The sequence below is a fragment of the Mycolicibacterium insubricum genome (genome assembly GCF_010731615.1).
Lineage (GTDB): Bacteria > Actinomycetota > Actinomycetes > Mycobacteriales > Mycobacteriaceae > Mycobacterium > Mycobacterium insubricum.
In genome coordinates, this window is sequence record NZ_AP022618.1 from 361,493 (window position 1) to 384,878 (window position 23,386).

General features: G+C 70.7%; 24 protein-coding genes, 1 tRNA gene and 1 pseudogene. 10 read left to right on the forward strand and 16 right to left on the reverse strand.

Annotated features, from left to right (window positions below; translation table 11 throughout):
* Nucleotides 1–35: 35 nt before the first annotated feature.
* Nucleotides 36–692 (reverse strand): response regulator transcription factor, encoded by a 657-nt coding sequence (locus G6N16_RS01725; RefSeq protein ID WP_083031565.1) that lies wholly within the window; start codon nucleotides 690–692, stop codon nucleotides 36–38.
* Between the two features lie 128 nt (nucleotides 693–820).
* On the opposite strand from G6N16_RS01725, the gene G6N16_RS01730 reads away from it, so the two are divergent.
* Nucleotides 821–1,519 (forward strand): helix-turn-helix domain-containing protein, encoded by a 699-nt coding sequence (locus tag G6N16_RS01730; protein ID WP_083031566.1) that lies wholly within the window; start codon nucleotides 821–823, stop codon nucleotides 1,517–1,519.
* Between the two features lie 35 nt (nucleotides 1,520–1,554).
* Here the strand turns inward: G6N16_RS01730 and G6N16_RS01735 are convergent, their stop codons facing one another.
* The 4 genes from G6N16_RS01735 to G6N16_RS01750 form a co-directional block, all read right to left on the reverse strand.
* Complete coding sequence (locus tag G6N16_RS01735) at nucleotides 1,555–2,010, reverse strand: lipoprotein LpqH (RefSeq protein ID WP_163787729.1); 456 nt, start codon at nucleotides 2,008–2,010, stop codon at nucleotides 1,555–1,557.
* A gap of 50 nt (nucleotides 2,011–2,060) precedes the next feature.
* Nucleotides 2,061–2,151 (reverse strand) — tRNA-Ser (locus G6N16_RS01740).
* Between the two features lie 638 nt (nucleotides 2,152–2,789).
* The gene (locus G6N16_RS01745; RefSeq protein ID WP_083031568.1) at nucleotides 2,790–3,254 is read right to left on the reverse strand and encodes a nucleoside deaminase; all 465 of its coding nucleotides are present in this window, start codon (nucleotides 3,252–3,254) and stop codon (nucleotides 2,790–2,792) included.
* A gap of 4 nt (nucleotides 3,255–3,258) precedes the next feature.
* Complete coding sequence (locus G6N16_RS01750; RefSeq protein ID WP_083031569.1) at nucleotides 3,259–3,774, reverse strand: tRNA adenosine deaminase-associated protein; 516 nt, start codon at nucleotides 3,772–3,774, stop codon at nucleotides 3,259–3,261.
* Nucleotides 3,775–3,881: 107 nt separating this feature from the next.
* On the opposite strand from G6N16_RS01750, the gene G6N16_RS01755 reads away from it, so the two are divergent.
* A complete protein-coding gene (locus G6N16_RS01755; protein WP_234805886.1) occupies nucleotides 3,882–4,826 on the forward strand; it encodes a prephenate dehydrogenase in 945 nt (314 codons plus the stop codon).
* Here G6N16_RS01755 and G6N16_RS01760 read toward each other — a convergent pair.
* Nucleotides 4,789–5,385, reverse strand: a complete 597-nt coding sequence (locus G6N16_RS01760; RefSeq protein ID WP_083031571.1) for a putative glycolipid-binding domain-containing protein — start codon at nucleotides 5,383–5,385, stop codon at nucleotides 4,789–4,791. The genes G6N16_RS01755 and G6N16_RS01760 overlap by 38 nt on opposite strands.
* Nucleotides 5,386–5,476: 91 nt before the next feature.
* Between G6N16_RS01760 and G6N16_RS01765 the strand changes: the two genes are divergently transcribed.
* Nucleotides 5,477–5,833: a LapA family protein gene (locus G6N16_RS01765; protein ID WP_083031585.1), complete on the forward strand. Its 357-nt coding sequence runs from the start codon at nucleotides 5,477–5,479 to the stop codon at nucleotides 5,831–5,833.
* A 7-nt stretch (nucleotides 5,834–5,840) separates the two neighbouring features.
* Here G6N16_RS01765 and G6N16_RS01770 read toward each other — a convergent pair whose 3' ends face one another.
* On the reverse strand, nucleotides 5,841–6,377 hold the full coding sequence (locus G6N16_RS01770) for a TetR/AcrR family transcriptional regulator (RefSeq protein WP_083031572.1): 537 nt from the start codon (nucleotides 6,375–6,377) through the stop codon (nucleotides 5,841–5,843).
* A gap of 64 nt (nucleotides 6,378–6,441) precedes the next feature.
* Here G6N16_RS01770 and G6N16_RS01775 point away from each other — a divergent pair.
* Nucleotides 6,442–6,945, forward strand: a pseudogene (locus G6N16_RS01775) (GMC oxidoreductase); the annotation flags it as partial.
* A 37-nt stretch (nucleotides 6,946–6,982) separates the two neighbouring features.
* Here the strand turns inward: G6N16_RS01775 and G6N16_RS01780 are convergent.
* From G6N16_RS01780 to G6N16_RS01805, 6 genes are all read right to left on the reverse strand, one after another.
* Nucleotides 6,983–7,591, reverse strand: coding sequence for a histidine phosphatase family protein (locus G6N16_RS01780; protein WP_083031574.1), 609 nt, complete (start codon nucleotides 7,589–7,591; stop codon nucleotides 6,983–6,985).
* A 58-nt stretch (nucleotides 7,592–7,649) separates the two neighbouring features.
* Nucleotides 7,650–9,542, reverse strand: a complete 1,893-nt coding sequence (locus tag G6N16_RS01785; RefSeq protein ID WP_083031575.1) for an ArnT family glycosyltransferase — start codon at nucleotides 9,540–9,542, stop codon at nucleotides 7,650–7,652.
* Nucleotides 9,543–9,557: 15 nt separating this feature from the next.
* Complete coding sequence (locus G6N16_RS01790) at nucleotides 9,558–10,868, reverse strand: bifunctional glycosyltransferase family 2/GtrA family protein (RefSeq protein ID WP_083031576.1); 1,311 nt, start codon at nucleotides 10,866–10,868, stop codon at nucleotides 9,558–9,560.
* Between the two features lie 62 nt (nucleotides 10,869–10,930).
* Nucleotides 10,931–12,784 carry an ArnT family glycosyltransferase gene (locus G6N16_RS01795; protein ID WP_083031577.1) on the reverse strand — a complete coding sequence of 618 codons (1,854 nt, stop codon included), beginning with the start codon at nucleotides 12,782–12,784 and terminating at the stop codon, nucleotides 10,931–10,933.
* Nucleotides 12,785–12,828: 44 nt separating this feature from the next.
* Nucleotides 12,829–14,475, reverse strand: a complete 1,647-nt coding sequence (locus G6N16_RS01800; RefSeq protein ID WP_083031579.1) for a sensor histidine kinase — start codon at nucleotides 14,473–14,475, stop codon at nucleotides 12,829–12,831.
* Nucleotides 14,453–15,157, reverse strand: a complete 705-nt coding sequence (locus G6N16_RS01805) for a response regulator transcription factor (protein WP_170312529.1) — start codon at nucleotides 15,155–15,157, stop codon at nucleotides 14,453–14,455. The genes G6N16_RS01800 and G6N16_RS01805 overlap by 23 nt, the downstream gene beginning before the upstream one ends.
* A 161-nt stretch (nucleotides 15,158–15,318) precedes the next feature.
* On the opposite strand from G6N16_RS01805, the gene G6N16_RS01810 reads away from it, so the two are divergent.
* Genes G6N16_RS01810 through G6N16_RS01835 form a run of 6 tightly spaced genes read left to right on the forward strand, consistent with a single transcriptional unit; the run spans nucleotide 15,319 to nucleotide 20,039 of the window.
* Complete coding sequence (locus G6N16_RS01810; RefSeq protein ID WP_163787730.1) at nucleotides 15,319–15,846, forward strand: hypothetical protein; 528 nt, start codon at nucleotides 15,319–15,321, stop codon at nucleotides 15,844–15,846.
* A 23-nt stretch (nucleotides 15,847–15,869) separates the two neighbouring features.
* Nucleotides 15,870–16,247 carry a DUF1622 domain-containing protein gene (locus G6N16_RS01815; RefSeq protein WP_163787731.1) on the forward strand — a complete coding sequence of 126 codons (378 nt, stop codon included), beginning with the start codon at nucleotides 15,870–15,872 and terminating at the stop codon, nucleotides 16,245–16,247.
* A 10-nt stretch (nucleotides 16,248–16,257) separates the two neighbouring features.
* Nucleotides 16,258–17,571 carry a threonine/serine exporter family protein gene (locus tag G6N16_RS01820; RefSeq protein ID WP_163787732.1) on the forward strand — a complete coding sequence of 438 codons (1,314 nt, stop codon included), beginning with the start codon at nucleotides 16,258–16,260 and terminating at the stop codon, nucleotides 17,569–17,571.
* Nucleotides 17,571–18,599, forward strand: a complete 1,029-nt coding sequence (locus tag G6N16_RS01825; protein WP_083033215.1) for a phosphotransferase family protein — start codon at nucleotides 17,571–17,573, stop codon at nucleotides 18,597–18,599. The genes G6N16_RS01820 and G6N16_RS01825 overlap by 1 nt, the downstream gene beginning before the upstream one ends.
* Before the next feature lie 24 nt (nucleotides 18,600–18,623).
* Nucleotides 18,624–19,385: an SDR family NAD(P)-dependent oxidoreductase gene (locus G6N16_RS01830; RefSeq protein ID WP_083033217.1), complete on the forward strand. Its 762-nt coding sequence runs from the start codon at nucleotides 18,624–18,626 to the stop codon at nucleotides 19,383–19,385.
* 27 nt (nucleotides 19,386–19,412) lie between these two features.
* A complete protein-coding gene (locus G6N16_RS01835; RefSeq protein WP_083033219.1) occupies nucleotides 19,413–20,039 on the forward strand; it encodes a class I SAM-dependent methyltransferase in 627 nt (208 codons plus the stop codon).
* 47 nt (nucleotides 20,040–20,086) lie between these two features.
* Here G6N16_RS01835 and G6N16_RS01840 read toward each other — a convergent pair whose 3' ends face one another.
* Genes G6N16_RS01840 through G6N16_RS01850 form a run of 3 tightly spaced genes read right to left on the reverse strand, consistent with a single transcriptional unit; the run spans nucleotide 20,087 to nucleotide 23,298 of the window.
* Nucleotides 20,087–21,964 carry an alkyl/aryl-sulfatase gene (locus G6N16_RS01840; RefSeq protein WP_083033220.1) on the reverse strand — a complete coding sequence of 626 codons (1,878 nt, stop codon included), beginning with the start codon at nucleotides 21,962–21,964 and terminating at the stop codon, nucleotides 20,087–20,089.
* A gap of 51 nt (nucleotides 21,965–22,015) precedes the next feature.
* Nucleotides 22,016–22,933: a hypothetical protein gene (locus G6N16_RS01845; RefSeq protein WP_083033222.1), complete on the reverse strand. Its 918-nt coding sequence runs from the start codon at nucleotides 22,931–22,933 to the stop codon at nucleotides 22,016–22,018.
* Complete coding sequence (locus G6N16_RS01850) at nucleotides 22,933–23,298, reverse strand: hypothetical protein (protein ID WP_234806008.1); 366 nt, start codon at nucleotides 23,296–23,298, stop codon at nucleotides 22,933–22,935. The genes G6N16_RS01845 and G6N16_RS01850 overlap by 1 nt, the downstream gene beginning before the upstream one ends.
* Nucleotides 23,299–23,386 lie beyond the last annotated feature (88 nt).

The window sequence follows — 23,386 nt, forward strand, 5'->3', positions numbered from 1 at the left end:
ATTACGGGGCGGTTTTCCGGGTGCCCCCTCGCGCCTCAGCCGGCGACCCGGTCGCCCTGCAGGTAGCGCAGGACCGCGGCGACCCGGCGGTTGGTCGCATCGTCGGGCGGCAGGCCGAACTTGGTGAAGATGCTGTTGATGTTGGCCTCGACGGTGCGGGCGCTGAGCGTCAGTTCGGTGGCGATCGCGCCGTTGGAGCGGCCCTGCGCCATGAGGGAGAGCACCTCGGACTCCCGCGGCGTCAACTCGCCCGGGCCGCTGCGCTGCCGTCGGCCCAGTAGCCCCTCGACCACCTCGGGGTCGATCACCGTCCCGCCCTCGGCGACCGACCGCACATCGGCGACGAACGTGGCGAGGTCACTGACCCGGTCCTTGAGCAGGTATCCGACGCCCGACGGCGTGTCCTGCAGCAACCGCATGGCGTGGACGACGTCGACATGCGCCGACAGCAGGAGCACACCGGTGCCCGGGTGGTCCCGGCGGATCTGCAGCGCGGCCTCGATGCCCTCGGTGGTGCACGTCGGCGGCATCCGGATGTCGGTCACCACCACCTCCGGGCGGTGCTCGGCCACCAGTTCCAGCAGAGCCGGGGCATCGGCGGCAGACCCCACGATCGTGAGCCCGGCGTCGGCGAGCACTCGGGCGACGCCCTCCCGGAACAGCGCCGAGTCGTCGGCCAGAACCGCGCGCATCACATCTCCATCTCCCCCGACCACCGATCATGGTGCGCGAACCGGATTACCGTACTACCACGGTAGTGCCGCAGGCGTCGCCTCCGTAGCTTTTGGATAACGGATTTCGACGCAGGGAGGCGGTTGCAATGCCGGTCGTGATTGAAGAGGAACTGACCCAACGGGGTTCAGGGCGAGGGGTTCTCGAAACCAGCAGCCTGGTGGTCGACGCGGTGGCGGGCGCACGTCGTGGAATCGGCATCACCGCGCTCGCCGCGCAGACCGGGCTGCCCAAATCCACCGTGCACCGGATCGCCGGGCAGTTGACCGAGTCCGGCCTGCTGGAGCGGGTGGGCCAGCGGTATTTCATCGGAGCGACGGTCGGGAGATGGGGACGCAGTCACCGGCCCGCGCGGGAACTGCACCAGGTGGCGATGCTTCCGTCGATCCGGCTGGGCCAGCTGTCCCGGGGGCTCGTCGGCCTGGTGATCGTCTCCGGTGAGACACCCGAGACGGTGCTGACGTACTCGACCGATGCGCTGCCCGTCAGCGTCGACCTGACCACCGACGCGTGGCGGGCCACCGCGGTGGGCCGGGTACTGGGTTTCGGACCCGGCGGGCCGGTGCGCCACGACATCGGCCCGGCGCTGGTTACCGAGGAGTGCGAGTCGGTGCCCGGTGTCAGCTGTGTCGCCGGCGAGCTGACACTGCCCGGCCTGGGTTGCCCGGCCGCGTTGTGCACCTTGTTCTTTCGGCCGACGCTTCCGGCCGCGGCACCCGGGCAGCTGGTCTCGGCGATGCGGGCGGTGGAACGGAACTGGCGGATGGCCCTGGAAGATGTGGGCTGAATCGACAGCCCCGGAGCGGGATAGACGTCCGAGGGTCAGGGACAGGTGGCGGTGATATCGACCGGGACCTTCTCGATCTTCACATTGCTCACGATGATCCGCTGCGCGGTCGCGGTGACGTGGTAGGTCTTGCCGTCCTTGGTCACCGACGCTCCGCTCATCGGCGATCCGAGCAGGTAATCCTCGGCGTGGACCTGGATTTCGGTCACCGTGGGGTTGTCGAAGCTGCCGAGTTTCACGACGGCGGTGGGTACCCGGGTACCGATCGTGATGGTGGGGATGTTGTCGACCCCGTCGCAGCTGACCGGTCCGGAGATGTGCTGATCGACCCCGTCGACGAGGACGCTACCGGTGGACTCGGCGGTGGCCGACGGGCTTTCGGCCGCGGCACCCATCGTCGACTCCCCGCTCACCGGGTCGGTGGCCGTCGTCTCACCGTGTGAGCAACCGGCAACCGCCGCGACGATAATGCCCGTCAGGGCGATGGTCACTGCACGATGCTGCACAGCACTCCCCGCCCTCGGTCAGCCGGGTGCAAATTTGGCGGTGGCGGAGGGATTTGAACCCTCGGACGGGGGTTACCCGTCACACGCTTTCGAGGCGTGCTCCTTAGGCCGCTCGGACACGCCACCGCCGGAGAGCTTACCGGCCCGGTGCGCGCGGCCCTAATCGGGCGGTTCGGCGAGCGTAGGCGGAGTTGGCGCGAGCGCAGCGAGCGCCGGCGAAGCCGCAGTGAAGCCGGGACCGCCCGCGACCAAACCGGGCGGTTCGGCGAGCGTAGGCGGAGTTGGCGCGAGCGCAGCGAGCGCCGGCGAAGCCGCAGTGAAGCCGGGACCGCCCGCGACCAAACCGGGCGGTTCGACGAGCGTAGGCGGAGTTGGCGCGAGCGCAGCGAGTGCCGGCGAAGCCGGAGTAAAGCCGGGACCGCCCGCGACCAAACCGGGCGGTTCGACGGCTTCAGGTGCACCTAACTGGTCATTCGAGGCCTCCGTGTGAGTCGAAAGACCAGTTAGGTGCAGGCAACGTCGAAGACTGCAGTCAAAACCGCAGGTGAGCGATTCGAACGCCGGAGACCGCTGCACCTAAGTGGTCTTTCAACGCGACCGAGGGTGTTGAAAGACCACTTATGTACGCACCGAATGCCCGAACCCCGACACAGCGAGCCCGAAACGCGGCCGAGGCGGAGCCACGCTGACCGGATCCACCCTGCACCGAAGAATTGACTGCACCATATGAACCGGGGACACCCACGCTCAGCGGAAGGGCGGCGTCAATCCGCCCGGTGGGTGGCGAAGAACTCGACCAGCGGGGCGGCGCACTCGGCCTCCAGCACTCCCCCGCGCACCTGCGGCCGGTGCGACAGCCGACGGTCGCGCACCACGTCCCACAGCGAGCCGACGGCCCCGGTCTTGGGTTCCCACGCGCCGAACACCAACCGCCCGACCCGGGCCGCGACCAGTGCGCCGGCGCACATGGTGCACGGCTCGACCGTCACCGCCAGCGTCGCACCTTCCAATCGCCAGCCGTCGCCGTGGCGGGCCGCGGCCTCGCGCAGCGCCAGGATCTCGGCGTGTGCGGTCGGGTCGCCGAGGCGTTCCCGGGCGTTGGCCGCCCGCGCCAGCTCCACCCCGTCCGCGTCGACGATCACCGCGCCGATCGGCACGTCGTCGGCCCCGGCAGCCGATGCCGCGTCCAGCGCGGCGCGGATCAGTGCCTCGTCGTCAAGCACACGCACCCGCTCAGCGGTCGAACGCGTCCAGCACGGCGGCGAACTCGGCGCCAAAGCCCATCTCCCGGGCGATCCGGGTCAGCTGCTCGTCGGCATAGAGTTCGGTTTCGGTCAGGATGACCCCGAGCACCCCGGCCGGCAGCCCGAGGTCGGACAGCACCTCGAGGTCCCCGACCTCAAACGGCTCGGAGTCCTCCAGCTCCTCGTCGTCGATGTCGGCGTCGAGGCGCTCCAGCACCTCGGCCGCCAGGTCGTAGTCCAGCGCGGCGGTGGCGTCCGACAACAGCAGTCGGGTACCCGCCGGGGCCGGCCGGACGATGACGAAAAACTCGTGGTCGATGTCGAGCAGGCCGAACACGGCGCCGGCGGCCCGCAGCTCCCGCAGCTGGGTCTCCGCGGCGGGCAGCCCCTCGGATGCGGTGGCGGGCAGCGCCGCGCAACGCCACTTGCCGTCCTCCTGCACGACCGAGATCCCGAATAACTCCGGGTGGTCGGCTTCCGGCGCGGACGCCCGCTGTGCTCCCATGCCGGGTAACGGTAGTCCGCCGGAGCGACCCGCACCAGGTGAGCCGGGCGCCGGGCCGCCGCATATGTCAACCTTGAGCGGTGACGGCGACAGCGCAGCGATCCCCCGTGTGTGTCCTGGGGCTCGGCCTCATCGGCGGCTCACTGCTGCGGGCGGCGACCGCGGCCGGCTACCGGGCGTTCGGCTACAACCGCGGTCTCGACGGGGCCCAGGCCGCCCGCGCCGACGGGTTCGACGTCTCCACCGACCTGACCGCGACGCTGGCCCGCGCCGCCGAGGTCGACTCGCTGATCGTCATCGCCGTGCCGATGCCGGCCCTGGCCCACCTGCTCGATCGCATCGCCCATACCGCCCCGGGCTGTGCGCTGACCGATGTGATCAGCGTCAAGGGCGCGGTGCGCGATGCGGTGACCGCGGCCGGCCTGGACGCCAATTTCGTCGGCGGGCATCCGATGACCGGTACCGCCCATTCCGGCTGGGCCGCCGGTGACCAGCGGCTGTTCGTCGGGGCGCCGTGGGTGCTGACCGTCGACGATCACGTCGACGCCGGAAACTGGATGACGGTGATGCGGCTGGCCCTGGACTGCGGCGCGGTGGTCGTTCCGGCGAAGGCCGACGAGCACGACGCGGCCGCCGCCGCGATCTCACACCTGCCGCATCTGGTGGCCGAGGCGGTCGCCGAATCCGCCGCCGACGTCCCGCTGGCGTTCGCGCTGGCCGCCGGGTCGTTCCGGGACTCCACCCGGGTCGCAGCCACCGCCCCCGACCTGGTGCGCGCCATGTGCGAGGCCAACGCCGACGAACTGCTCAAGGCCCTCGACCGCACCATCGAACTGCTCGAACGGGCCCGGACCACGCTCGTCGAACAAGGATCGGTGGCCGAACTGGTGGAGGCCGGGCACGCGTCCCGGGTGCGCTACGACAACTTCCCACGGCCCGAGGTGGTCACCGTGACGGTCGGCGAGCCGGGCTGGCGCGCCCAGCTGGCCGCCGCCGGGCGGGCCGGTTCGGTGATCAGATCCGCTCTGCCAGGCCCGGGTACTCCACGATGAATCCGTCGTCGTCGACGCTGAGCGGGGTGTTGGCGACCGGCGACTGCAGGTTGATCACCCCGTCGCCCTCGCTGGAGTAGCTCAGCGTGGCGGGCTTGACCTCGAGCTCGGGCAGCCAGACGTAGACCACCGGCAGGATCAGCGAGTCGATCCGCCGGTGCAGCGCGGTCCGCCGGATCGGCAGCGCGTTGAAGAACGGGCTGAACACCACGTCGACGTCCAGCGCCCCGTCGAACGTCAACCGGGAGGTCTGGCCGGTCTGGCTCTGCACCAGCCACATGTTCTCGTCGTCGCGGGCGATGGACAGCTGCCGCTCGCGCTCGGCGAGGGTGACGGTCATGGACAGCCGCTTGGTCGCGCCGGACTCGTCGGTGACCAGGTCATAGGAGGCGGAGAACGCCGGTGCGGTCTCCGTGCGGGCAGACACGATGCGACCGTAGGCCTTCAGCCGGTTGCCGGAGAGCTGAACCCGCACCGACTCCATCCGTGACACTTGCTGCGCACGCCAGGTCAGGATCGCCGGCCATGCGCTGGGGCTCTCGTGCTCGGATGCGCTCACGGTTCCAATCTAGGGTAAGGATCGGGTCGTTCGCAGTCCGGGAGCCGGTCAATTTTGACCAACCGGCGCGGCACCCATGCACAATGTGCTGATGGGTACTCATCCGGATCCACCCGTCGAGCCGTCGAAGCCGCCGGCCACCCCGGCCGTGCCGGCACCCGAGCCGTCCGTCCATGTCGTCGAGGACGAGGCCAGTCGGCTGACCCGGGCCGGCGCCCTGTGGACGGCGCTGACCCTCGGCTTCCTGGTGTTGATCCTGCTGCTGATCTTCATCGTGCAGAACACCGAGGTGACGAAGTTCAGGTTCTTCTCCTTGCACTGGGAACTCCCGCTGGGGGTGGCGACGCTGTTCGCGGCGATCGCCGGCGGCCTGGTCACCGTCGCCGTCGGCATGGTGCGGATCATCCAGCTGCGCCGGGTGGCCAAGAAGAGCCTCAAGAGCCACTGACCGGGGTTCAGACCGACGCGATCCCCGCGCCGTCGAGAATCCGGTGCAGTACCGGCACCAGGAAGTTGCGCGCGTAGTTCTCCGGTCCCTCGGGGCCATCGATGTCGAGCACCCCACCCGGGGTCGGCACCAGGGAGTGCACGCAGCGGGCGACGTGTTCGGCGAACGGCGCCCGCATCTCCTCCGGGATGTTCTCACCGCGTGTCAGTGACACGATGAACTCGCGCGATCGCTCCATCGCCGGACTCTGCGGCCCCATGAAGTAGGTCCGGATGGCGTCGGGGTTGGTGCGCAGGATGGTCTGCAGCGCCTGGTGGTCCCGCAACGCCCGGTATCCGGTGGCAAACCCGGCGACCAACCGGTCCTCGGGGTCATCGACGGGTTCGACGGCGGCGGTGACCTTGGCGAAGAAACGGGACAGCTCCCGTTCCACAGTGGCCCCGATCAGGGCCTCCTTGCCCGGGAAATGCAGGTAGAGCGTCGCGCGCCCGATCCGGCCGGCCCGCGCGATCTCGTCCATGGAGAACTTGCGGGGGCCGGTCACCTCGGCCACCCGCAACGTCCTGCGTTCGCAGAACAACCATCGCGCCTCGGAGAAGACGGTCGCGCTGCTGGTGATGCAGTCGCTGGACAATTCGCTGACGTCCTATCTGCGGGGCCGCAGAATGACCACCAAACAGGGTGTCGGCGAACCAAATCCGACGTGGATCCCGGTCGCGCACGACATCGCCCGGCGCTACGCCGACAAGATCGATGGCGATCCGGCCGGCGGCATCAACGATGTGATGAACATCCCGGCCACCGCGCACTACATCGGCGGCTGTGTGATCGGCACGTCGGCCGACGAGGGGGTCGTCGACCCGTACCAGCGGATCTACGGCCATCCGGGTCTGCACATCGCCGACGGCTCGGCGATCACCGCGAACCTGGGCGTCAACCCGTCGTTGACCATCACCGCGCAGGCCGAGCGGGCGATGTCGTTCTGGCCCAACAAGGGTGAGCCCGATCCCCGGCCGGCGCTGGGCGATCGGTACCGACGCATCGATCCGGTCGCCCCGGCGCACCCCACGGTGCCCGCCGGCGCGCCGGGCGCTCTGCGCCTGGCCCTCTGACAGCGGCCGCCCCACCAAGCCCGTCAGACCAAGCGGTTCAGTCGCGGACGCGGCTGGGCAGCAGATCCCAGACGTGGTCGGCGGAGTTCACCGCGGCGACCCGCACCGTCCCGCGCCGGGAGTACAGCACCCGGGTGAGCGACGCGTAGTCGATGGTGAACGCCAGCAGCGCGCGGGTGCCCAGCAACTCGTGCAGCAGCACGTTGATCACCCCGCCGTGGCTGAAGATCGCGACGGTGTCGGCGGGATCGGTGGCCGCGACGAGCTCCCCGACCGCCGCTCGGATCCGTTCCCGGAAGGCCTGCTCGTCGACCCCGGCGGGCAGCTGCCCGGCCACCATCCGGGCCCACGCTTCGGGCCGTTCGGTGCGCAGTTGCTCCACGGGCAGATACTCGGCCATCCCGCGGTCGTATTCGGCCAGCCGCTCGTCGATCTCGATGGGCAGTCCCCGCGCGGCGGCCACCGGCTCGGCGGTCTGCACAGCGCGGCGCTGCGGGCTGCTGACGACACGCGCGATCCGGAACCGGTCCAGCGCCTCGGGCAGCCGGGCGGCCTGCTCGACGCCGATCTCCGAGAGCGCCGGGTCGGCACCGTGGCCGGGTTCGCTGCGCAGCGGCAGGGCGTGCCGGATCGCGATCAGCTGCACTGGTTCTCCTACCGGCCGTCCACCCGTGTTGTCCCGCCCAATATAGAGCCCGGTGTCCTCAGCCCTGCAGGTCGTAGACGGTGACCCCGTCGACGGTCTGCGACGCGAAGTTGTCCTTCACCCACGCGCTGATCTGATTCCCGGCGCTGTCGGTGCCGCCGCCGAAGCCGCCCGGACCCTTGCGGCCGCCGAAGCCCTGGCCGATCAGGAAGTAGCGGATCTGGCCGTCGGCGACGTAGCGCTGGAACTGCTCGGGTGTCGGGGCGTCGTCGCCACCGGAGAAACCGCCGATCGCCATGATCGCGGCGCCGGTCTTGAGTTCCAGGTCACCAGCGGTGTGCGAGCCGACCGTCGCGGCCGCCCACCGGGTCTGCGTCGAGGTCAGCAGATGCTCCAGCGCCGTGGTGTCCTGGTCCTGACCGCCGCCGGGAGGCCGCGGCATTGCCGACCCACCGCGTGCCGGTCCCGACGTGGGCAACCCGCCGCTGTGCGCGGCGATGACCGTCTCCAGGGTGTAGGCGGCGGTCGGCGCCAAACCGAGCAGCAGGCCCGCGACGGCCAGCGCGGCACTGCGCCGCCGGTCGAGCCCGACGATCAGCACGGCGGCCACCGCGATCGCGCCCACCAGGACGGTCCAGCGCAGCCACGGCAGCCAGTCCGGTGTGCGGTCGAGCAGTACGAAGCTCCACACGCCGGTGACGGCGAGCATCAGACCCAACACCAGTCGGGATGCGAAATAGGCTCGGCCCCGCCATAATTCGACCACCGCGACACCGATGACTCCGGCCACACCGGGCGCCAGCGCGATGGTGTAGTACGGGTGCAAGATGCCCTTCATGTAACTCAGCACGCCCGCGGTGACCACCATCCAGCCGCCCCACAGCAGCAGGGCCGCGCGGGTCCGGTCGGTGCGCATCCCGCGGCGGGTGAACCAGGCCCCGGCGATCAGACCGATCACCGCGGCCGGCAGCAGCCAGGAAATCTCGGTGCCGAACGCCTCGCCGAACATCCTGGTGAACCCCGGGTCTCCGCCGAACGCGGCTCCGCCCGGACCCCCGGGGCCGCCCGAGCCGCCGGGGGTGCGGGTGGGATTGCCCGATCCGCCGAGCACCCGGCCCAGCCCGTTGTAGCCGATCGCCAGTTCCAGCAGGCTGTTGTCGGTCGACCCGCCGATGTAGGGACGCGCATCGGCCGGCCACAGTTGCACCAGCAGCAGATACCAGCCGGCGGACGCGATCATCGCGGCCAGGCCGATCAGCAGGTTCCGGACCCGCGTCCACACCCCGCCCGCAGTGGCGACCAGCACGACGGCGGCCAGCGCCGGGATCACCAGGAACGCCTGCATGAGCTTGGTCAGGAAGGCGAACCCCAGCGCTACCCCGGACAGCGCCACCCACCGCGTCGGGTTGGCGTCGATCGCCCGCACGACGGCATAGGCGGCGACGACCAGCAGCAGCACCAGCAGCGCGTCGGGGTTGTTGTAGCGGAACATCAGCGCGGCGACGGGCGTCAGCGCCAGCACCGTTCCGGCCAGCAGACCGGCGGCCGGGCCGTTGGTGCGCCGGACCGCGGCGTAGAGCAGCCCGACGGACCCGACGCCCATCAGCGCCTGCGGGACCAGCATGCTCCAGGAGTTGAAGCCGAAGATCCGACCGGCGGCGGCCATCACCCAGATCGACGCCGGCGGCTTGTCGACGGTGATCGCGTTGGCCGAGTCCAGCGAACCGAACAGCCAGGCCCGCAGATCCTGGGTGCCGGCCTGCACGGCCGCGGCGTAGAACTGGTTGCCGTACCCCAGCGAGCCGAGTGACCACAGGTACAGCGCCGCGGTGAGGATCAGCAGGGCAGCCAGCGCGGACCGCTCCCAGCGCGGCCGAACCCCCGGGCGGGCGGCCGTCGGCTCCGGGGCGGTGTCGGTGACGGTCACGTCATCGATCATGGTCGTGGTCATCGGGGCGGTCCGGGTTCAGCCCTGCCGGACGGTGCGCCGCGGGTGGAACACCCAGCCGCGCAGCAGCACGAACCGCACCACGGTGGCCAGCAGGTTCGCCGCGACCAGCACGCTCAGCTCGACCAGCCGGTGCGGTTCGCCGAGGCTGTGCAGCAGGGCCAGCGCACCGCTGGTCAACCCCAGCCCGATGCCGAAGACGACCAGGCCCTCGAACTGGTGGCGGGCCGCACCGGCCGCACCGCGCACCCCGAAGGTGAACCGCCGGTTGGCGGCGGTGTTGCCGACGGCGGTGACCAGCAGCGCGACCAGGTTCGCGCCCTGCGGACCGAGCACGCCGCGCAGCGCCATGAACAGCAGCAGGTAGGCGACGGTGCTCAGCACGCCGATGGTCGCGAAGAACACGCCCTGGCGCAGCAGTGAGCGCTGCTGGCCGGCCAGCGCGGCGCTGTTGCGCCCGGCGCCGAACTGGGCGGCGATGGCGGCGACCGGGATCTCGCCGGTGGCGAACCCCTTCAGCAGCCGGGCCACGCCCCGCAGGTCGGCGACGGCGGTGGCGACGATGTCGACGCGGCTGTCCGGGTCGTCGACCCAGTCCACCGGAACTTCGTGGATGCGCAGGCCGCTGCGTTCGGCGAGTACCAGCAGTTCGGTGTCGAAGAACCAGCCGGTGTCCTCCACCAACGGCAGCAGCGCGTGCGCGACGTCGGCGCGGATGGCCTTGAACCCGCACTGGGCGTCGGAGAACTTGGCCGACAGGGTGGAGCGCAGGATCAGGTTGTAGCAGCGGGAGATGAACTCGCGCTTGGGTCCGCGGACCACCCGCGATGCGCGGTCCAGCCGGGTGCCGATCGCGACGTCGGAGTGCCCGGAGATCAGCGGGGCGACCAGCGGCAGCAGGGCGGCCAGGTCGGTGGACAGGTCGACGTCCATGTAGGCCAGCACCGGGGCGTCCGAGGCGTCCCACACCGCGTGCAGCGCGCGGCCGCGGCCCTTCTGCTCCAGCCGCACGACGCGGACCTCGTCGAACTCGTCGGCCAGCGCCGCGGCGATGCGCGGGGTCTGGTCGATGCTGGCGTTGTCGGCGATGGTGATCCGGTAGCTGAAGCCGAACTGCTGCTCCAGGTAGCGGTGCAGCCGCCGCACCGAACCGGCCAGTGCGACCTGCTCGTTGTAGACCGGGACGACGACGTCGAGCACCGGGACCCCGTGTTCGGCGGCGAACCGGGCGGCATTGGGCCGGAGGTCGCGCTCGCGTGCCGTGTCGGCGACGGGGGTGGTGTCGGCGTCGGCCGGCGGGGCGATCGGGGTGTCCAGTGTGGCGTTCATGCGTTCATCCTGGATTTCCGAAATTAGCCGGCAGTTGGCCTTTGCTATGTGCTCCCTGTGAGTCATCGGGCCAGCTGGTAGACGGTGACGCCGTCGACAACCCGGGATCCGAAGCTCTCGGCCACCCAGTCGGCGATACGGCGGGCATCGTCGCTACCGCTGGTCGCGCGCCCGAAACCTTGTGTTGTTCGGCGAGGCTCGGCGGAGGTGGTCAGGAAGTAGCCGATCTGGTTGTCGGCGACGTACCGCTGGAACTGCTCCAGGGTGGGCGCCGGGTCGGTGCCGTTGAAGCCGCCGACGGCGAACACCGGGGTGCCGGCGGCCAGCTGGTAGCCGGCGGCGTTGTTGGAGCCGACGGTCGCCGCGGCCCACCGGTGCTCATCGGCGGCCAGCAGCGCCACCAGGTTCGGCCCGGGTTCGCTCAGCGACAGGAACCCCGCCGGCCCGCCGCGCCCGTGCGGGTTGGCCGGCCCGACCGACGGGATGGCCCCGGTGTGCGGGGTGGCGGCGGTGGCGATCGAATAGGCGCCCGGTCCGGCCAGCGCGACGACGACGGCGAGCCCGGCGAGCACCGTGGGCATCGGCGGGGCCAGCCGTCGTACTCCGAGCAGCAGGACGGCGACGATCAGACCGGCCGCCAGTACCGTCGGCCCGAGCCACCGCATCCAGTCGGAATTACGTTGCAGCAGTGTGTAGCTCAGTATCGCGGTGATCGCCGTCATGCCGGCCAGGGTGGTGGCGACGCGGATGTCGTCGCGGCGGGCCCACAGCAGCGGCACCCCGGTGGCCAGGGTTGCGCCGACGGCCGGCGCCAGCGCCACCGTGTAGTAGGGATGCACGATGCCCTGCATGTAGCTGAAGGTCACCCCGACCACCACCAGCCAGCCGCCCCACAGCAGCAGGGCTGCGCGGGTGCGGTCGGTGCGCGGCGCGCGCCCGCGGCAGATGAGCCCGCCGATCAGCGCGATCACGGCGGCCGGCAGCAGCCAGCCGATCTGCAGACCCATCCCCATCCCCAACAGACGGTCCCAGCCGACGTCGTGATTGGGGTTGCCCAGGCCACCGGTCTCCGCGCCGGTCAGCCGGCCCAGCCCGTTGTACCCCAGCGCCAGCTCGAGGATCGAATTATGTTGCGAACCACCGATATAGGGCCGACGGTCGGCCGGCCACACCGACACCAGCAGCAGGTACCAGCCCGCCGAGACCACCGCCGCCAGCCCGGCAACCACCGACCGCCGCAGCCGGTCGCGCCACGGCAGATCCGCGCACACCAGGAACGCGGCGGCGAACACCGGCAGCACCACGGCCACCTGAAGCATCTTGGCCAGAAACCCGATCCCGACGGCCACCCCGGCCAGCGGCAGCCAGTACCGGGCGGCGTCGGCGTCCAGGGCTCGCAGGGTGGCGTAGCCGGCCATCACCAGCGCCAGCACCAGCAGCGCGTCGGGGTTGTTGAACCGGAACATCAGCGCGGCCGCCGGAGTCAGCGCCAGCACCGCGCCGGCCAGCAGCGCCGGGCCCGGTCCGGAGATCCGTCGCACCGCCGCCCACAGCACCGCGACCGCGGCCACGCCCATCAGCGCCTGCGGCACCAGCATGCTCCACGGGTTGAAGCCGAATACCCGGGCCGAGGCGACCATCACCCACACCGCGGCCGGGGTCTTGTCGACGGTGATGCCGCCGGCGGCGTCGGTGGCACCGAACAGCGCGGCGGTCCAGCTCTGCGAGCCGGCCTGCACCGCCGCCGCGTAGTAGCCGTTGGCCCAGCCGCTGTCCCCCAGGTTCACCAGGTACAGGGCAGCGGTGCCGAGCAGCAGCGCGGCCAGTGCCGGGCGTTCCCACCGCGGGCGGGCCGCGACGGCTTCGGGGTCGGGCGGGCGGGCGCGCACGGTCGCGCGCTCGGAAACAGCGGTCACCCCGCCAGCCTCACCGGTCACCGTGTACCGATCCTGGGTGACGGCTATGCATCGGCTGTGTCTGTCGCGGGCGGTCCCGGATTCACTCCGGCTCCGCCGGCACTCGCTGCGCTCGCGCCAACTCCACCTACGCTCGCCGAACCACCCGGGTTTGTCGCGGGCGGTCCCGGCGCATAAGGCAGCCGGACGGTGAACACGGTGTCGCCCGGGGTACTGGCCAGGGTGATGCTGCCGTGGTGGGCGCGCACCACGGCCGACACGATGGCCAGACCCAGCCCGGTACTGCCGTCCTTGCGGGATCGCGACGAGTCGCCGCGGGCGAACCGCTCGAACACCTCCGACTGCAGCTCGACCGGGATGCCGGGTCCGTCGTCGGCGACGGTGAGCACCGCGCCGCCATCGTCCTGGGCCAGCGAGACCGTGACGACGGTGCCGGGCGGGGTGTGGGTGCGGGCGTTGGCCAGCAGGTTGGCCAGCACCTGGTGCAGCCGCAGCGCATCGCCGGTGACCTGCACGGGCACCTCGGGTAGGTCCAGGTTCCAGGTGTGGTCACCGCCGGCGATGTGGGCATCGGACACCGCGTCGACGGCCAGCAGCGACAGGTCCACCGTCTCGGCTTCCAGCGGGCGGCCGGAGTCCAGCCGGGCCAGCAGCAGCAGGTCCTCGACCAGGTGCGTCATCCGGTCGGCTTCCGAAGCCACCCGGCCGATCGCGTGCGCCACCTCCGGCGGCATCTCCTCGCTGCGCCGCTGCGCCAGCTCGGTGTACCCGCGGATGGCGGTCAGCGGGGTGCGCAGCTCGTGGCTGGCATCGGCGACGAACTGGCGCACCCGGGTCTCCGAGGCCTGCCGGGTGGACAGCGCCGTGGAGATGTGATCGAGCATCCGGTTGAGCGCCGAACCCATCTGCCCCACTTCGGTATTAGCGTTCGCGACGTTTCCGGGCACCCGGACCGGCAGCTCCACCTCGCCGCGGTCCAGGGGCAGCCCGGCGACCCGGCGGGCGGTCGCGGCCATCCGGTTCAGCGGCGCCAGGGCGCGGCGGGTGACCAGCACCCCCAGCACGATGGCGGCGACCAGCGCGATGACCGAGGCGAGCACGAAGATCCACAGCACCCGCAGCATGGTGGCCTCGATGTCGGCGGTGGGCAGCCCGCTGATGGTGGTCCGGCCGAGCCGATCCGGTTTGGTCATCAACCGGTAGTCGCCGAGACCGTCGAGGTTGACCGTCACCGGGCGGTGGTCGGCCTGGACGGCGGCGATCTGGTCGCGGGCGGTGTCGCTGAGCGCCCGGCGTTGCGCCTGTTGCTGCCCGTTGCGGGCGAGTACCCCGGCCGACAGCGTGCCGTCGGATTCGATCACGGCGGTGACCAGGCCGACCGGCTGCCCGGGTGAGTCCAGGAAGCTCGGGCCCGGGCCGGCGTGATGCCCGAGCTCGCGCAGCATGTCCGGGCGCGGCGGCGGCAGCGCGGACAGCAGCGCCGAGCGGGCCGCCACGTCGCGCACCTGCCCGTCGAGCTGGTGGTAGAGGTAGCTGCGCAGCGCGAGTTCGGTGGCCGTCCCGATGCCCAGGCAGACCAGCAGCAGCAACAGCACCTGGCCGCTGAGCACCCGGGTGCGCAACGACCAGGTCGACGGGTGAAGCGGAGCTACCCCGGGCCGGCGCCACTCAGGCTGCAGGTTTGAGGACATAGCCGGCGCCGCGCAGGGTGTGGATCATCGGCTCACGCCCGCTGTCGATCTTCTTGCGCAGGTAGGAGATGTACAGCTCGACGATGTTGGACCGGCCGCCGAAGTCATAGCTCCACACCCGGTCGAGGATCTGCGCCTTGGACAGCACCCGCTTGGAGTTGCGCATCATGAACCGCAGCAGTTCGAATTCGGTTGAGGTCAGGGTGATCTGCTCACCGCCGCGGGTGACCTCGTGGCTGTCCTCGTCGAGCACCAGATCGCCGACGACGATCTGCGCGCCGCTGTCCTCGGTGGCCACCCCGGTCCGGCGCACCAGCGCGCGCAGCCGCAGCACCACCTCCTCGATGGAGAATGGCTTGGTGACGTAGTCGTCGCCGCCGGCGGTCAACCCCGCGATCCGATCCTCCAGCGCGTCCTTGGCGGTCAGCAGCAGCACCGGCAGGCCCGGGTTCTGCTCCCGCAGCCGACGCAGCACGTCCAGCCCGCCCATGTCGGGCAGCATCAGATCCAGCACGACGGCATCGGGGCGGTTGGCGCGGGCCGCGGTGATCGCCGAGGCGCCGTCACCGGCGGTGTGCACGTCCCAGCCCTCGTAGCGCAGGGCCATGGAGACCATCTCGGCCAGCACCGCCTCGTCGTCGACCACCAGCACGGAGATCGGGTTGCCGTCGGCACGACGCATCTCTACTCGTTCGTTTCTCGACGTCATAGCCACCCAAGCTGCCACAGTCCGATGGGGCGTTCCTGTAGGAAACCTATGCCTTGGCTATGAACCACCCCCTTCAAAGTCGCCGACAAGTCGGCGCACAGCGAACGCATAGGAAAGTGCGCAACGGTGATCGAATGGCACAGACACCAACCGGGACGCCCGCCGACGGCGACGCCCCCGATCAGGACACCGCCACGCCACCGGCCGGGACCGGGCGAGTGTGGGGCGAGGCCGTCGCCCCAGGACGCTGGTCGGGCGGCAAGACACTGGCCGCGGTGGCCGTCGCGACGGTGCTCGGTGCGGGCGGGGCGCTGGTGATCCACGCCGCCGGCGGCGGGTCCTCGGGCGGTGGCGGACCGGAGTTCGGCGGGCGGGGCTGGGGCGGGCACGACGACACCCCGTCGACCACCCTGCACAGCGAATCCGTCGTCGACGACGGCTACGGCAGCTTCCACACCGAGTTCGCCCAGACCGGGGTGGTGACCCGGCTCTCGGACACCGAGATCACCGCGCGCAGCGCGGACGGGTTCACCCGCACCTACGCCATCTCCCCGCGCACCAAATCCGCGCCCGGCCTGGAAGCCGGGGCGACCGCCACCATCGCGGCGATCCCCGGCTACGGGGGCGCGCCCACCGCCACCACCATCTCGCTGCCCGGCTGAGTTCCGGGCACTACCGTGTCGGCATGAGCACCATGTCGCTGGTGGAGATCGTCGGGAAATGGATCGACGTCATCGGGGTCGTCATCATCGCGGCCGGTGCGGTGCTGGCCGCGGGGCTGGCGGTCGGCCGTACCGTGCGACGTACCGGCGACGCCTATCAGACCTTCCGCCGCCAGCTCGGCCGCGCGATCCTGCTGGGTCTGGAACTGCTGGTGGCCGCCGACATCATCCGCACCGTCGCGGTGGAGCCCACGCTGGCGAACGTCGGCGTGCTGGCCGTCATCGTGGTCATCCGGACCTTCCTGAGCTGGTCGCTGGAGCTGGAGATCAGCGGCCGCTGGCCCTGGCAGAAGAAGCCGGCGCCCGAGCCAGACAACCCGGTGCCCGAGCCCGCCCCCTGAAAGTCATTCGATGCCGCTGAGTCGACTGCGGCGGCTGTGGCATGCCGTCCGCGAAGAGACGCCCCCATCCGTCGTCGCGCCCGGGCACTGCACCGATGCCGAGGTCGCCGCTCTGCTGGCCGCGCTCGGCGTGGCGATGGTCGAGGTCGTCCAGCCCACCCAGCTGGTCACCGAACGGCTGCACGCGGTGGCCGCCCGCTACACGACGTCGCGGGTGCGCATCGCGACGCTGCCCACCCTGCTCGTCATTCAGGTGGGTGCCGACCACAACCAGATGGAGATCACCACCCGCAGCACCACCCAGCTCGACCACGCCGGCCGGGTGGACACCATCGCCCGGCTGGCCGCCGCCGGTGCGATCCGTCCCGCCGACGCGATCACCGAGCTGACGCACATCCGGCACCTGCCGCACCGGTTCAACGCGTTTGTGACCGTCCTCGGATACGCCATCACCACCCTCGGGTTCGGCATGATCATCGACCCGACCTGGGCGTCGCTGTGGTGGCACGCGGCACTGGGCCTGGTGGTCGGGACGATCCTGGCCGCCGGTGCCGCGTTCCCGTCGCTGTCGGCGATCGTGCCGACCCTGGCAGCGACCACGGTCACCGTGCTCGCCAGCTGGTTCATCGCCGATGCCGCCAACGACGACCTGATGCGGGTGATCGGGCCGTCGCTGGTGGCGCTGCTGCCCGGGCTGTGGCTCACGGTCGGCGCCATGGAACTGGCCGGCGGCTCGATCATCGCCGGCGCCAGCCGCCTGATGTACGGCGGCGTGCAGTTGCTGCTGCTGGTGTTCGGCGTGACGATCGGCATCGCGATCGCCGGAATGCCACCGCCGCAACAGAAGTCCGCGCAGCTGGGCCCGTGGTCGTTCTACGCCGCGGTTCTCGTCATCGCCATCGGTCTGTACTTCTACCTGTCGGCCCCGCGCGGTTCACTGCTGTGGCTGACCGCGGCGATCGGCATCGCGCTGATCGCCCAGCGGGTCGGCGCCGACTATCTGGGGGCCTCGCACAGCGGGGCGATCGGTGCCGCCCTGGTGGTTCCGTTCGCCCTGCTGGCCGCCCAGATCCGCACCGCCCCGCCGATGATGGTGATGGTGCTGGCCGCGTTCTGGTCGCTGGCGCCCGGGGTGCTGGGCTTCGAGTCGCTGTCGGAGCGGGTGACCGGCGGGCCCGCCGATTCCGCCGCAGTGGTCGCCACGGTGGCCGGTATCTTCGCGATCGCACTGGGCACCCTGGTCAGCTGGAGCGTGCTCAACGCGATCGGATCCCGCCGGGAACGCGTGGCCGAGGACAGCGAGGACGGGGACGGATTAGGTTGATGCACGTGCAGAACCTCGACCGCGTCGCGCAGTGGATGACCGAACAGGGCCTCGGCAGCGGCGAGCTGCACGATGTCACCGAGATCACCGGCGGCACCCAGAACATCCTGCTGCGGTTCACCCGGGACGGCCGCGAGTACATCTTCCGCCGCGGCCCCGAGCACCTGCGCCCGGTGTCCAACAAGGTCATCCTCCGGGAGACCCGGGTACTGGCGGCGCTGGCCGGCTCCGATGTCCCGCACCCGCGGCTGATCGCCGCCTGCGACGACACCTCGGTGCTCGGCGACGCGGTCTTCTACCTGATGGAACCCATCGAAGGGTTCAACGCGGGGCAGGGTCTGCCGCCGCTGCACGCCGGCAGTCCGGACATCCAGCATCGGATGGGGATCTCCATGGCCTCGTCGCTGGCCCGGCTGCACGCCGTCGACCACGTCGCCGTCGGACTGGCGGATTTCGGCAAGCCCGACGGGTTCCTGGAACGCCAGGTCCCGCGCTGGCGGGCCGAACTGGAGTCCTACGCCGAGCTCGACGGCTACCCCGGGCACGACATCCCGGCGCTCGACGCCGTCGCCGACTGGCTGCAGACCAACATCCCGGCGCACTGGTCCCCGGGCATCATGCACGGCGACTACCACGCGGCCAACGTGATGTTCTCGCCCGCCGGCGGTGACGTCGTCGCCATCGTCGACTGGGAGATGTGCACCATCGGCGACCCGCTGCTGGACCTCGGCTGGATGCTGGCCACCTGGCGCTATCCCGGTGAGCAGACCGTGCTGAACAATCCGCTGATGGATGCTCCCGGGCTGCCCACACCCGACGAGCTGGTCGCCGAGTACGCCACCAACACCACCCGGGACCTTTCGGCGCTGACCTGGTACACGGTGATGGCCTGCTTCAAGCTCGGGGTGATCCTGGAGGGCTCCAACGCCCGGGCCGCCGCGGGACTGGCGTCGTCCGCCGTCGGCGATCATCTGCACGAAGCCACCCTCCGGTTGTTCGACCGGGCAACCGCTCTCATCCAGGCCTGACGCCCCACCCCCAAGGAGTTCATCATGAGCGTTCTCGATCTGTTCCGCCTCGACGACAAGGTCGTCATCGTCACCGGCGCGTCGGCCGGCCTGGGGGTCGCCTTCGCGCAAGCGTTCGCCGAGGCCGGTGCCGACGTGGTGCTGGGTGCGCGGCGACTGGAGAAGATGTCCGACACCGCTGCGCTGGTCACCGCTACCGGCCGGCGCGCACTGAGCGTGCAGACCGACGTCGCCGATCCCGAGCAGTGTCAGGCGCTGGTGGACGCCGCGGTCGCCGAGTTTGGCCGAGTCGATGTGCTGATCAACAACGCCGGAATCGGCACCGCGGTGCCGGCGACCCGAGAGACCCCCGAGGAGTTCCGCCGGGTGATCGACATCAACCTCAACGGGTCGTACTGGATGGCGCAGGCCTGCGGCAAGGTGATGGGACCGGGCAGCTCCATCATCAACATCTCCAGCGTGCTCGGGCTGACCACCGCCGGGCTGCCGCAGGCCGCCTATTCCGCGTCCAAGGCCGCGATCGTCGGGCTGACCCGGGATCTGGCCCAGCAGTGGGGCGGCCGGCGGGGCATCCGGGTCAATGCGCTGGCCCCCGGGTTCTTCAAGTCCGAGATGACCGACACCTACCCGTCCGGCTATCTGGAGGCTCAGCAGCCCCGGGTTCCGCTGGGGCGCACCGGCGATCCCGCCGAGCTCGCCGCCACCGCGGTCTGGCTGGCCTCGCCGGCCGGCGGGTTCGTCGTCGGGCAGACCATCGCGGTCGACGGCGGCCTCACCATCACCTAGCCCGCCGCGCGGCGTAGCGTCTCCGCCATGCCGACCGTGCAGCGCCGCATCTTCAACGACGTGGTCACCGGGTTCTGGAGCCTGGCCGCCCCGCTCTACAATCTGCCTGTTCTGCAGAGCTGGGTGTATCGCCCGGCCCAGACCGAGGTAATCGCCGTACTGAGGGAGCAGGGATCCCGGCGGATCGCCGACATCGCCTGCGGTACCGGCATCATGGCCGATCGGATACAGCGCGAGCTGCACCCCGACGAGGTCTACGGCGTCGACATGGCCGAGGGCATGCTGGCCCAGGCCCGCGCCCGGTCGGCGGCCGTGCAGTGGCTGACCGGTCCCGCCGAGGCACTGCCGTTCGACGACGGGGTGCTGGACGCGGTGGTGACCACCTCGGCGTTCCACTTCTTCGACCAGCCGGCCGCGCTGGCCGATTTCCACCGGGTGCTGCGCCCCGGCGGGGTGGTCGCGGTGACCACCTTCGCGCCCGAGGGCGGACTGTCCCGGCTGACGTCGGCCTCCCCCGCGCACGCCCCCAGTCCCGAGGAGATGCGCGAGTTGTTCTCCGGCGCCGGGCTCACCGTCATCGAGCAGCACCGAGTGCACCGGCCCGCCTGGATCCAGCCGGTGGCCGACATGCTCACCGTGGGCCGCAAGAGTTAAACCGGGACCGTCCGGTTCAGTAACGGCCGGTCCCGACTTCACTCCGGCTACGGCGTGACGATGTTGAAGCCCGGGTCCGGTCTGTCCAGGACCGCGACGAGCGCCGCCAGCTGTTGCGGGTCACCGGAGATCTGCAGGCCGGGCGAGTCCCGGTCACCGGCCAGCAGCGTCAGCAGCCGTGCCTTTTCGGCCAGGGTGATCGTGACCCCGGCGGTGGCCGGATCGGCGGCCCCCCGGCGGTAGACCAGCACACCGTTGCGCAGCGTCAGCCGGTAGTTGCGCCCGGTGTCGGCGAAGGTCACGTCCATCGCCAGGTCGAGATCCCAGGCCTGCGGCCCGTTGATGTTGATCGCCATGGCGTCGAAGAGCTGCTCCGGCGAGAGCTGGCCGAGCAGTGTCGGCGATGCCGTCCGGGTGGGCGTGCCGAAGTTGGCGACGCGGAGTTCGGTGGCGCCGCTGAGGAAGAAGTTGCGCCAGGTGGCGTTCTCCGCGCCGTAGGCCAGCTGCTCGAGGGTGTCGGCGTAGAGTTCGCGCGCCCCGGAATGCGTCTCGTCGGCAAACACGGCGTGATCGAGAAGCGTTGCTGCCCAGCGGTAGTCACCGGATTCGAAAGCCGTCCGTGCGAGTTCGACGACCCGGTCCACCCCACCCATCGCCTCGACGTACCGGGGTGCCGCGGCTTCCGGCGGGTGCTGCCACAGCCGGCCCGGGTTGCCGTCGAACCAGCCCAGGTAGCGCTGGTAGATCGCCTTGACGTTGTGGCTGACCGAGCCGTAGTAGCCGTGGCAGTGCCAGGCGTTCCGCAGTGCCGGCGGCAGTTCGAAGTTCTCGGCGATCTCGATGCCGGTGTAGCCCTGGTTCAGCAGCCGCAGGGTCTGGTCGTGCAGGTAGGCGTAGAGGTCACGCTGCAGCGACAGGTACTCGCGCACGCGGTCGCGCCCCCATATCGGCCAGTGGTGCGACGCGAAGACCACGTCGGAGCGGTCGACGAAGGTGTCGATGGCCTCGGTCAGGTAACCCGACCACGCGTGCGGATCGCGGACCACCGCCCCGCGCAGCGTCACCAGGTTGTGCAGGTTGTGGGTGGCGTTCTCGGCCATGCACAGCGCCCGGTAGCGGGGGAAGTAGAAGTGCATCTCGGCGGGCGCCTCGGTGCCCGGCGCCATCTGAAACTCGATCTGCACGCCGTCGACGCATTCGGTCTGGCCGGTGCTGGTGATGTGCACGGTCGGCGGGATGATCGCGACCTCCCCGGCGGAGGGCACCTGGCCCAGACCGCAGCCGACCTGACCCTGCCGTCCGCGATCCAGCGCGGCGCCGTACATGTAAGCGGCGCGACGGGCCATCGCCGTTCCGGCATAGACGTTTTCGGCGACGGCGTGTTCCAGGAATCCCTCGGGCGCCAGGATCGGCACCCGGCCGGCGTCGACGTCGGCCTGGGTGGTCACCCCGAGGACGCCGCCGAAGTGGTCGACGTGGCTGTGGGTGTAGACGACGGCGACGACGGGCCGGTCGCCGCGGTGGGCGCGGTACAGCGCGAGCGCGGCCGCCGCAGTTTCGGTGGACACCAGCGGGTCGATGACGATGACGCCGGTGTCGCTCTCGACGAAGGTGGCGTTCGAGATGTCCAGGCCGCGCACCTGGTAGATACCGTCGACCACCTCGTAGAGGCCCTGCCTCGCGCACAGTTGGGATTGCCGCCACAGGCTCGGGTGCACCGAGGCCGGGGCGTCGCCGGTCAGGAAGTCGTATTCGTCGTTGTTCCAGACCACCCGCCCGTCGGCGGCGGTGATCACGCACGGAGACAGCCGGCCGATGAATCCGCGGTCGGCGTCGGCGAAGTCCACGGTGTCGGCCAGCGGCAGGGTGGCGAGTGCGTGGCTGTGGGCGTCTTCGATGAACCGTGAGGGCAGGCGGGACTCCATTCCGTCGAGCTTGCCACCGCCGGTGTCCGAGCGCAGCGCACCGGGCGGAAGTCAACCGGCGGTGGCCGGCCCGTTGACGACGACGATCGGGCGCAGTACCCGCTCGGTGAGGTGGGCAGAGAATCCCGCGTAGAACAGTCGCGCCTGGACGAACCAGGCCATCGACGAGTGCACCGCACTCGCCGAAGGTGCGGCGTTCTCCGGCAGCGGCAACTCGAACGGCAGCACCACCGGCTTGCCGGCACGCAGCGGGACGCGCTTGGCCAGCCGCAGCACCGGCCCGTCGTAGCCGCCGCCGCGGCTGGGCGTCCTGGTCAGCGGGTGCGATTCGCGGCACCGCCGCCAGCACACCCCGACGTCGCCGTCGGGCAGATCCGCGGTGGGCAGCAGCCGCACCTGTCCGCCAATCAGCTCGCCGGCGGCGAATACCGTTGATGTCAAGTCGATCTCGATGACGGTCTCGCGGTCACCCATGATGGACTCGGCGACCGCCTCCGGTGCGGTCACATCCCCCCGGCCGATCCGGACGGAGAACTCACCGTGTCCGTCGACGTCCCGACCGTCACGCTCCACCCTCACCCGGCAGGCCCATCGGACCAGTTCCGGTGAGGAGGCGGGAGCCCAGGATGGCACTCGGAAGGTCGCTGTCGCGCCGCCGAATTCGTCACCCGAGAAGGTCACGTCGGTGCGGCTGACGCTGACCCATTCCTCGGCGTCACGCTCACCGGTCGCGTTGGTCCCGATGTCGGAGGCCAGCCACGCGGCTTCCCCGGCGGCGATCATCGGCGAGTCGGCGCGGCCTGCCCAGTGGTAGCGGTAGACGTTGGTGTAGCCCCAGTCGAGGACCACCGAGCGGACCCGGGTGATCCGCCGCCCGGTGAACACCCGCGCGGTCACCCTCTGCCGGGGAGCGGCGACGGCCGGTACGACCTCGACGGCCACCGCCGGCCCGCGGCCCAGCAGCGCCACTATTTCCGCTGACTGGCCGCGTAGTCTTCCGGCCGATTGCGTTTCATCCACTCCCGGACCGGCCAGAACAGCACCCACAGCACCGCGTAGACCGCGCCGTAGACCAGCTCGGAGAACACCACCGCGCCCAGCCAAACCGGATAGGCGATCAGCAGGCCGAACTGCAGCAATTGCCGCAGGCCCGCCGGGTATCCATAGGCCATCGACAACAGGTAGCCCGGGCGCATCATCGCGAGCATCTGCCGTCCGGCTCCTGGCGCGCGACGATCCTCGGCCGCGCCGGTCGCGCCGGCTCTTTCCTGCCGGGTCAGCCCGCGGGTCGGTGCCGCCGGGTTCTGCTGAGATGCGTCTTGACCTGCGGTCACGAATCCGGTACTCCTATCCTTCGATAGCGGAGTTTCGCCGGGCGGGCAGGCACTCCATCACCGCGTGCACGGTAGCTACGCGGGATTG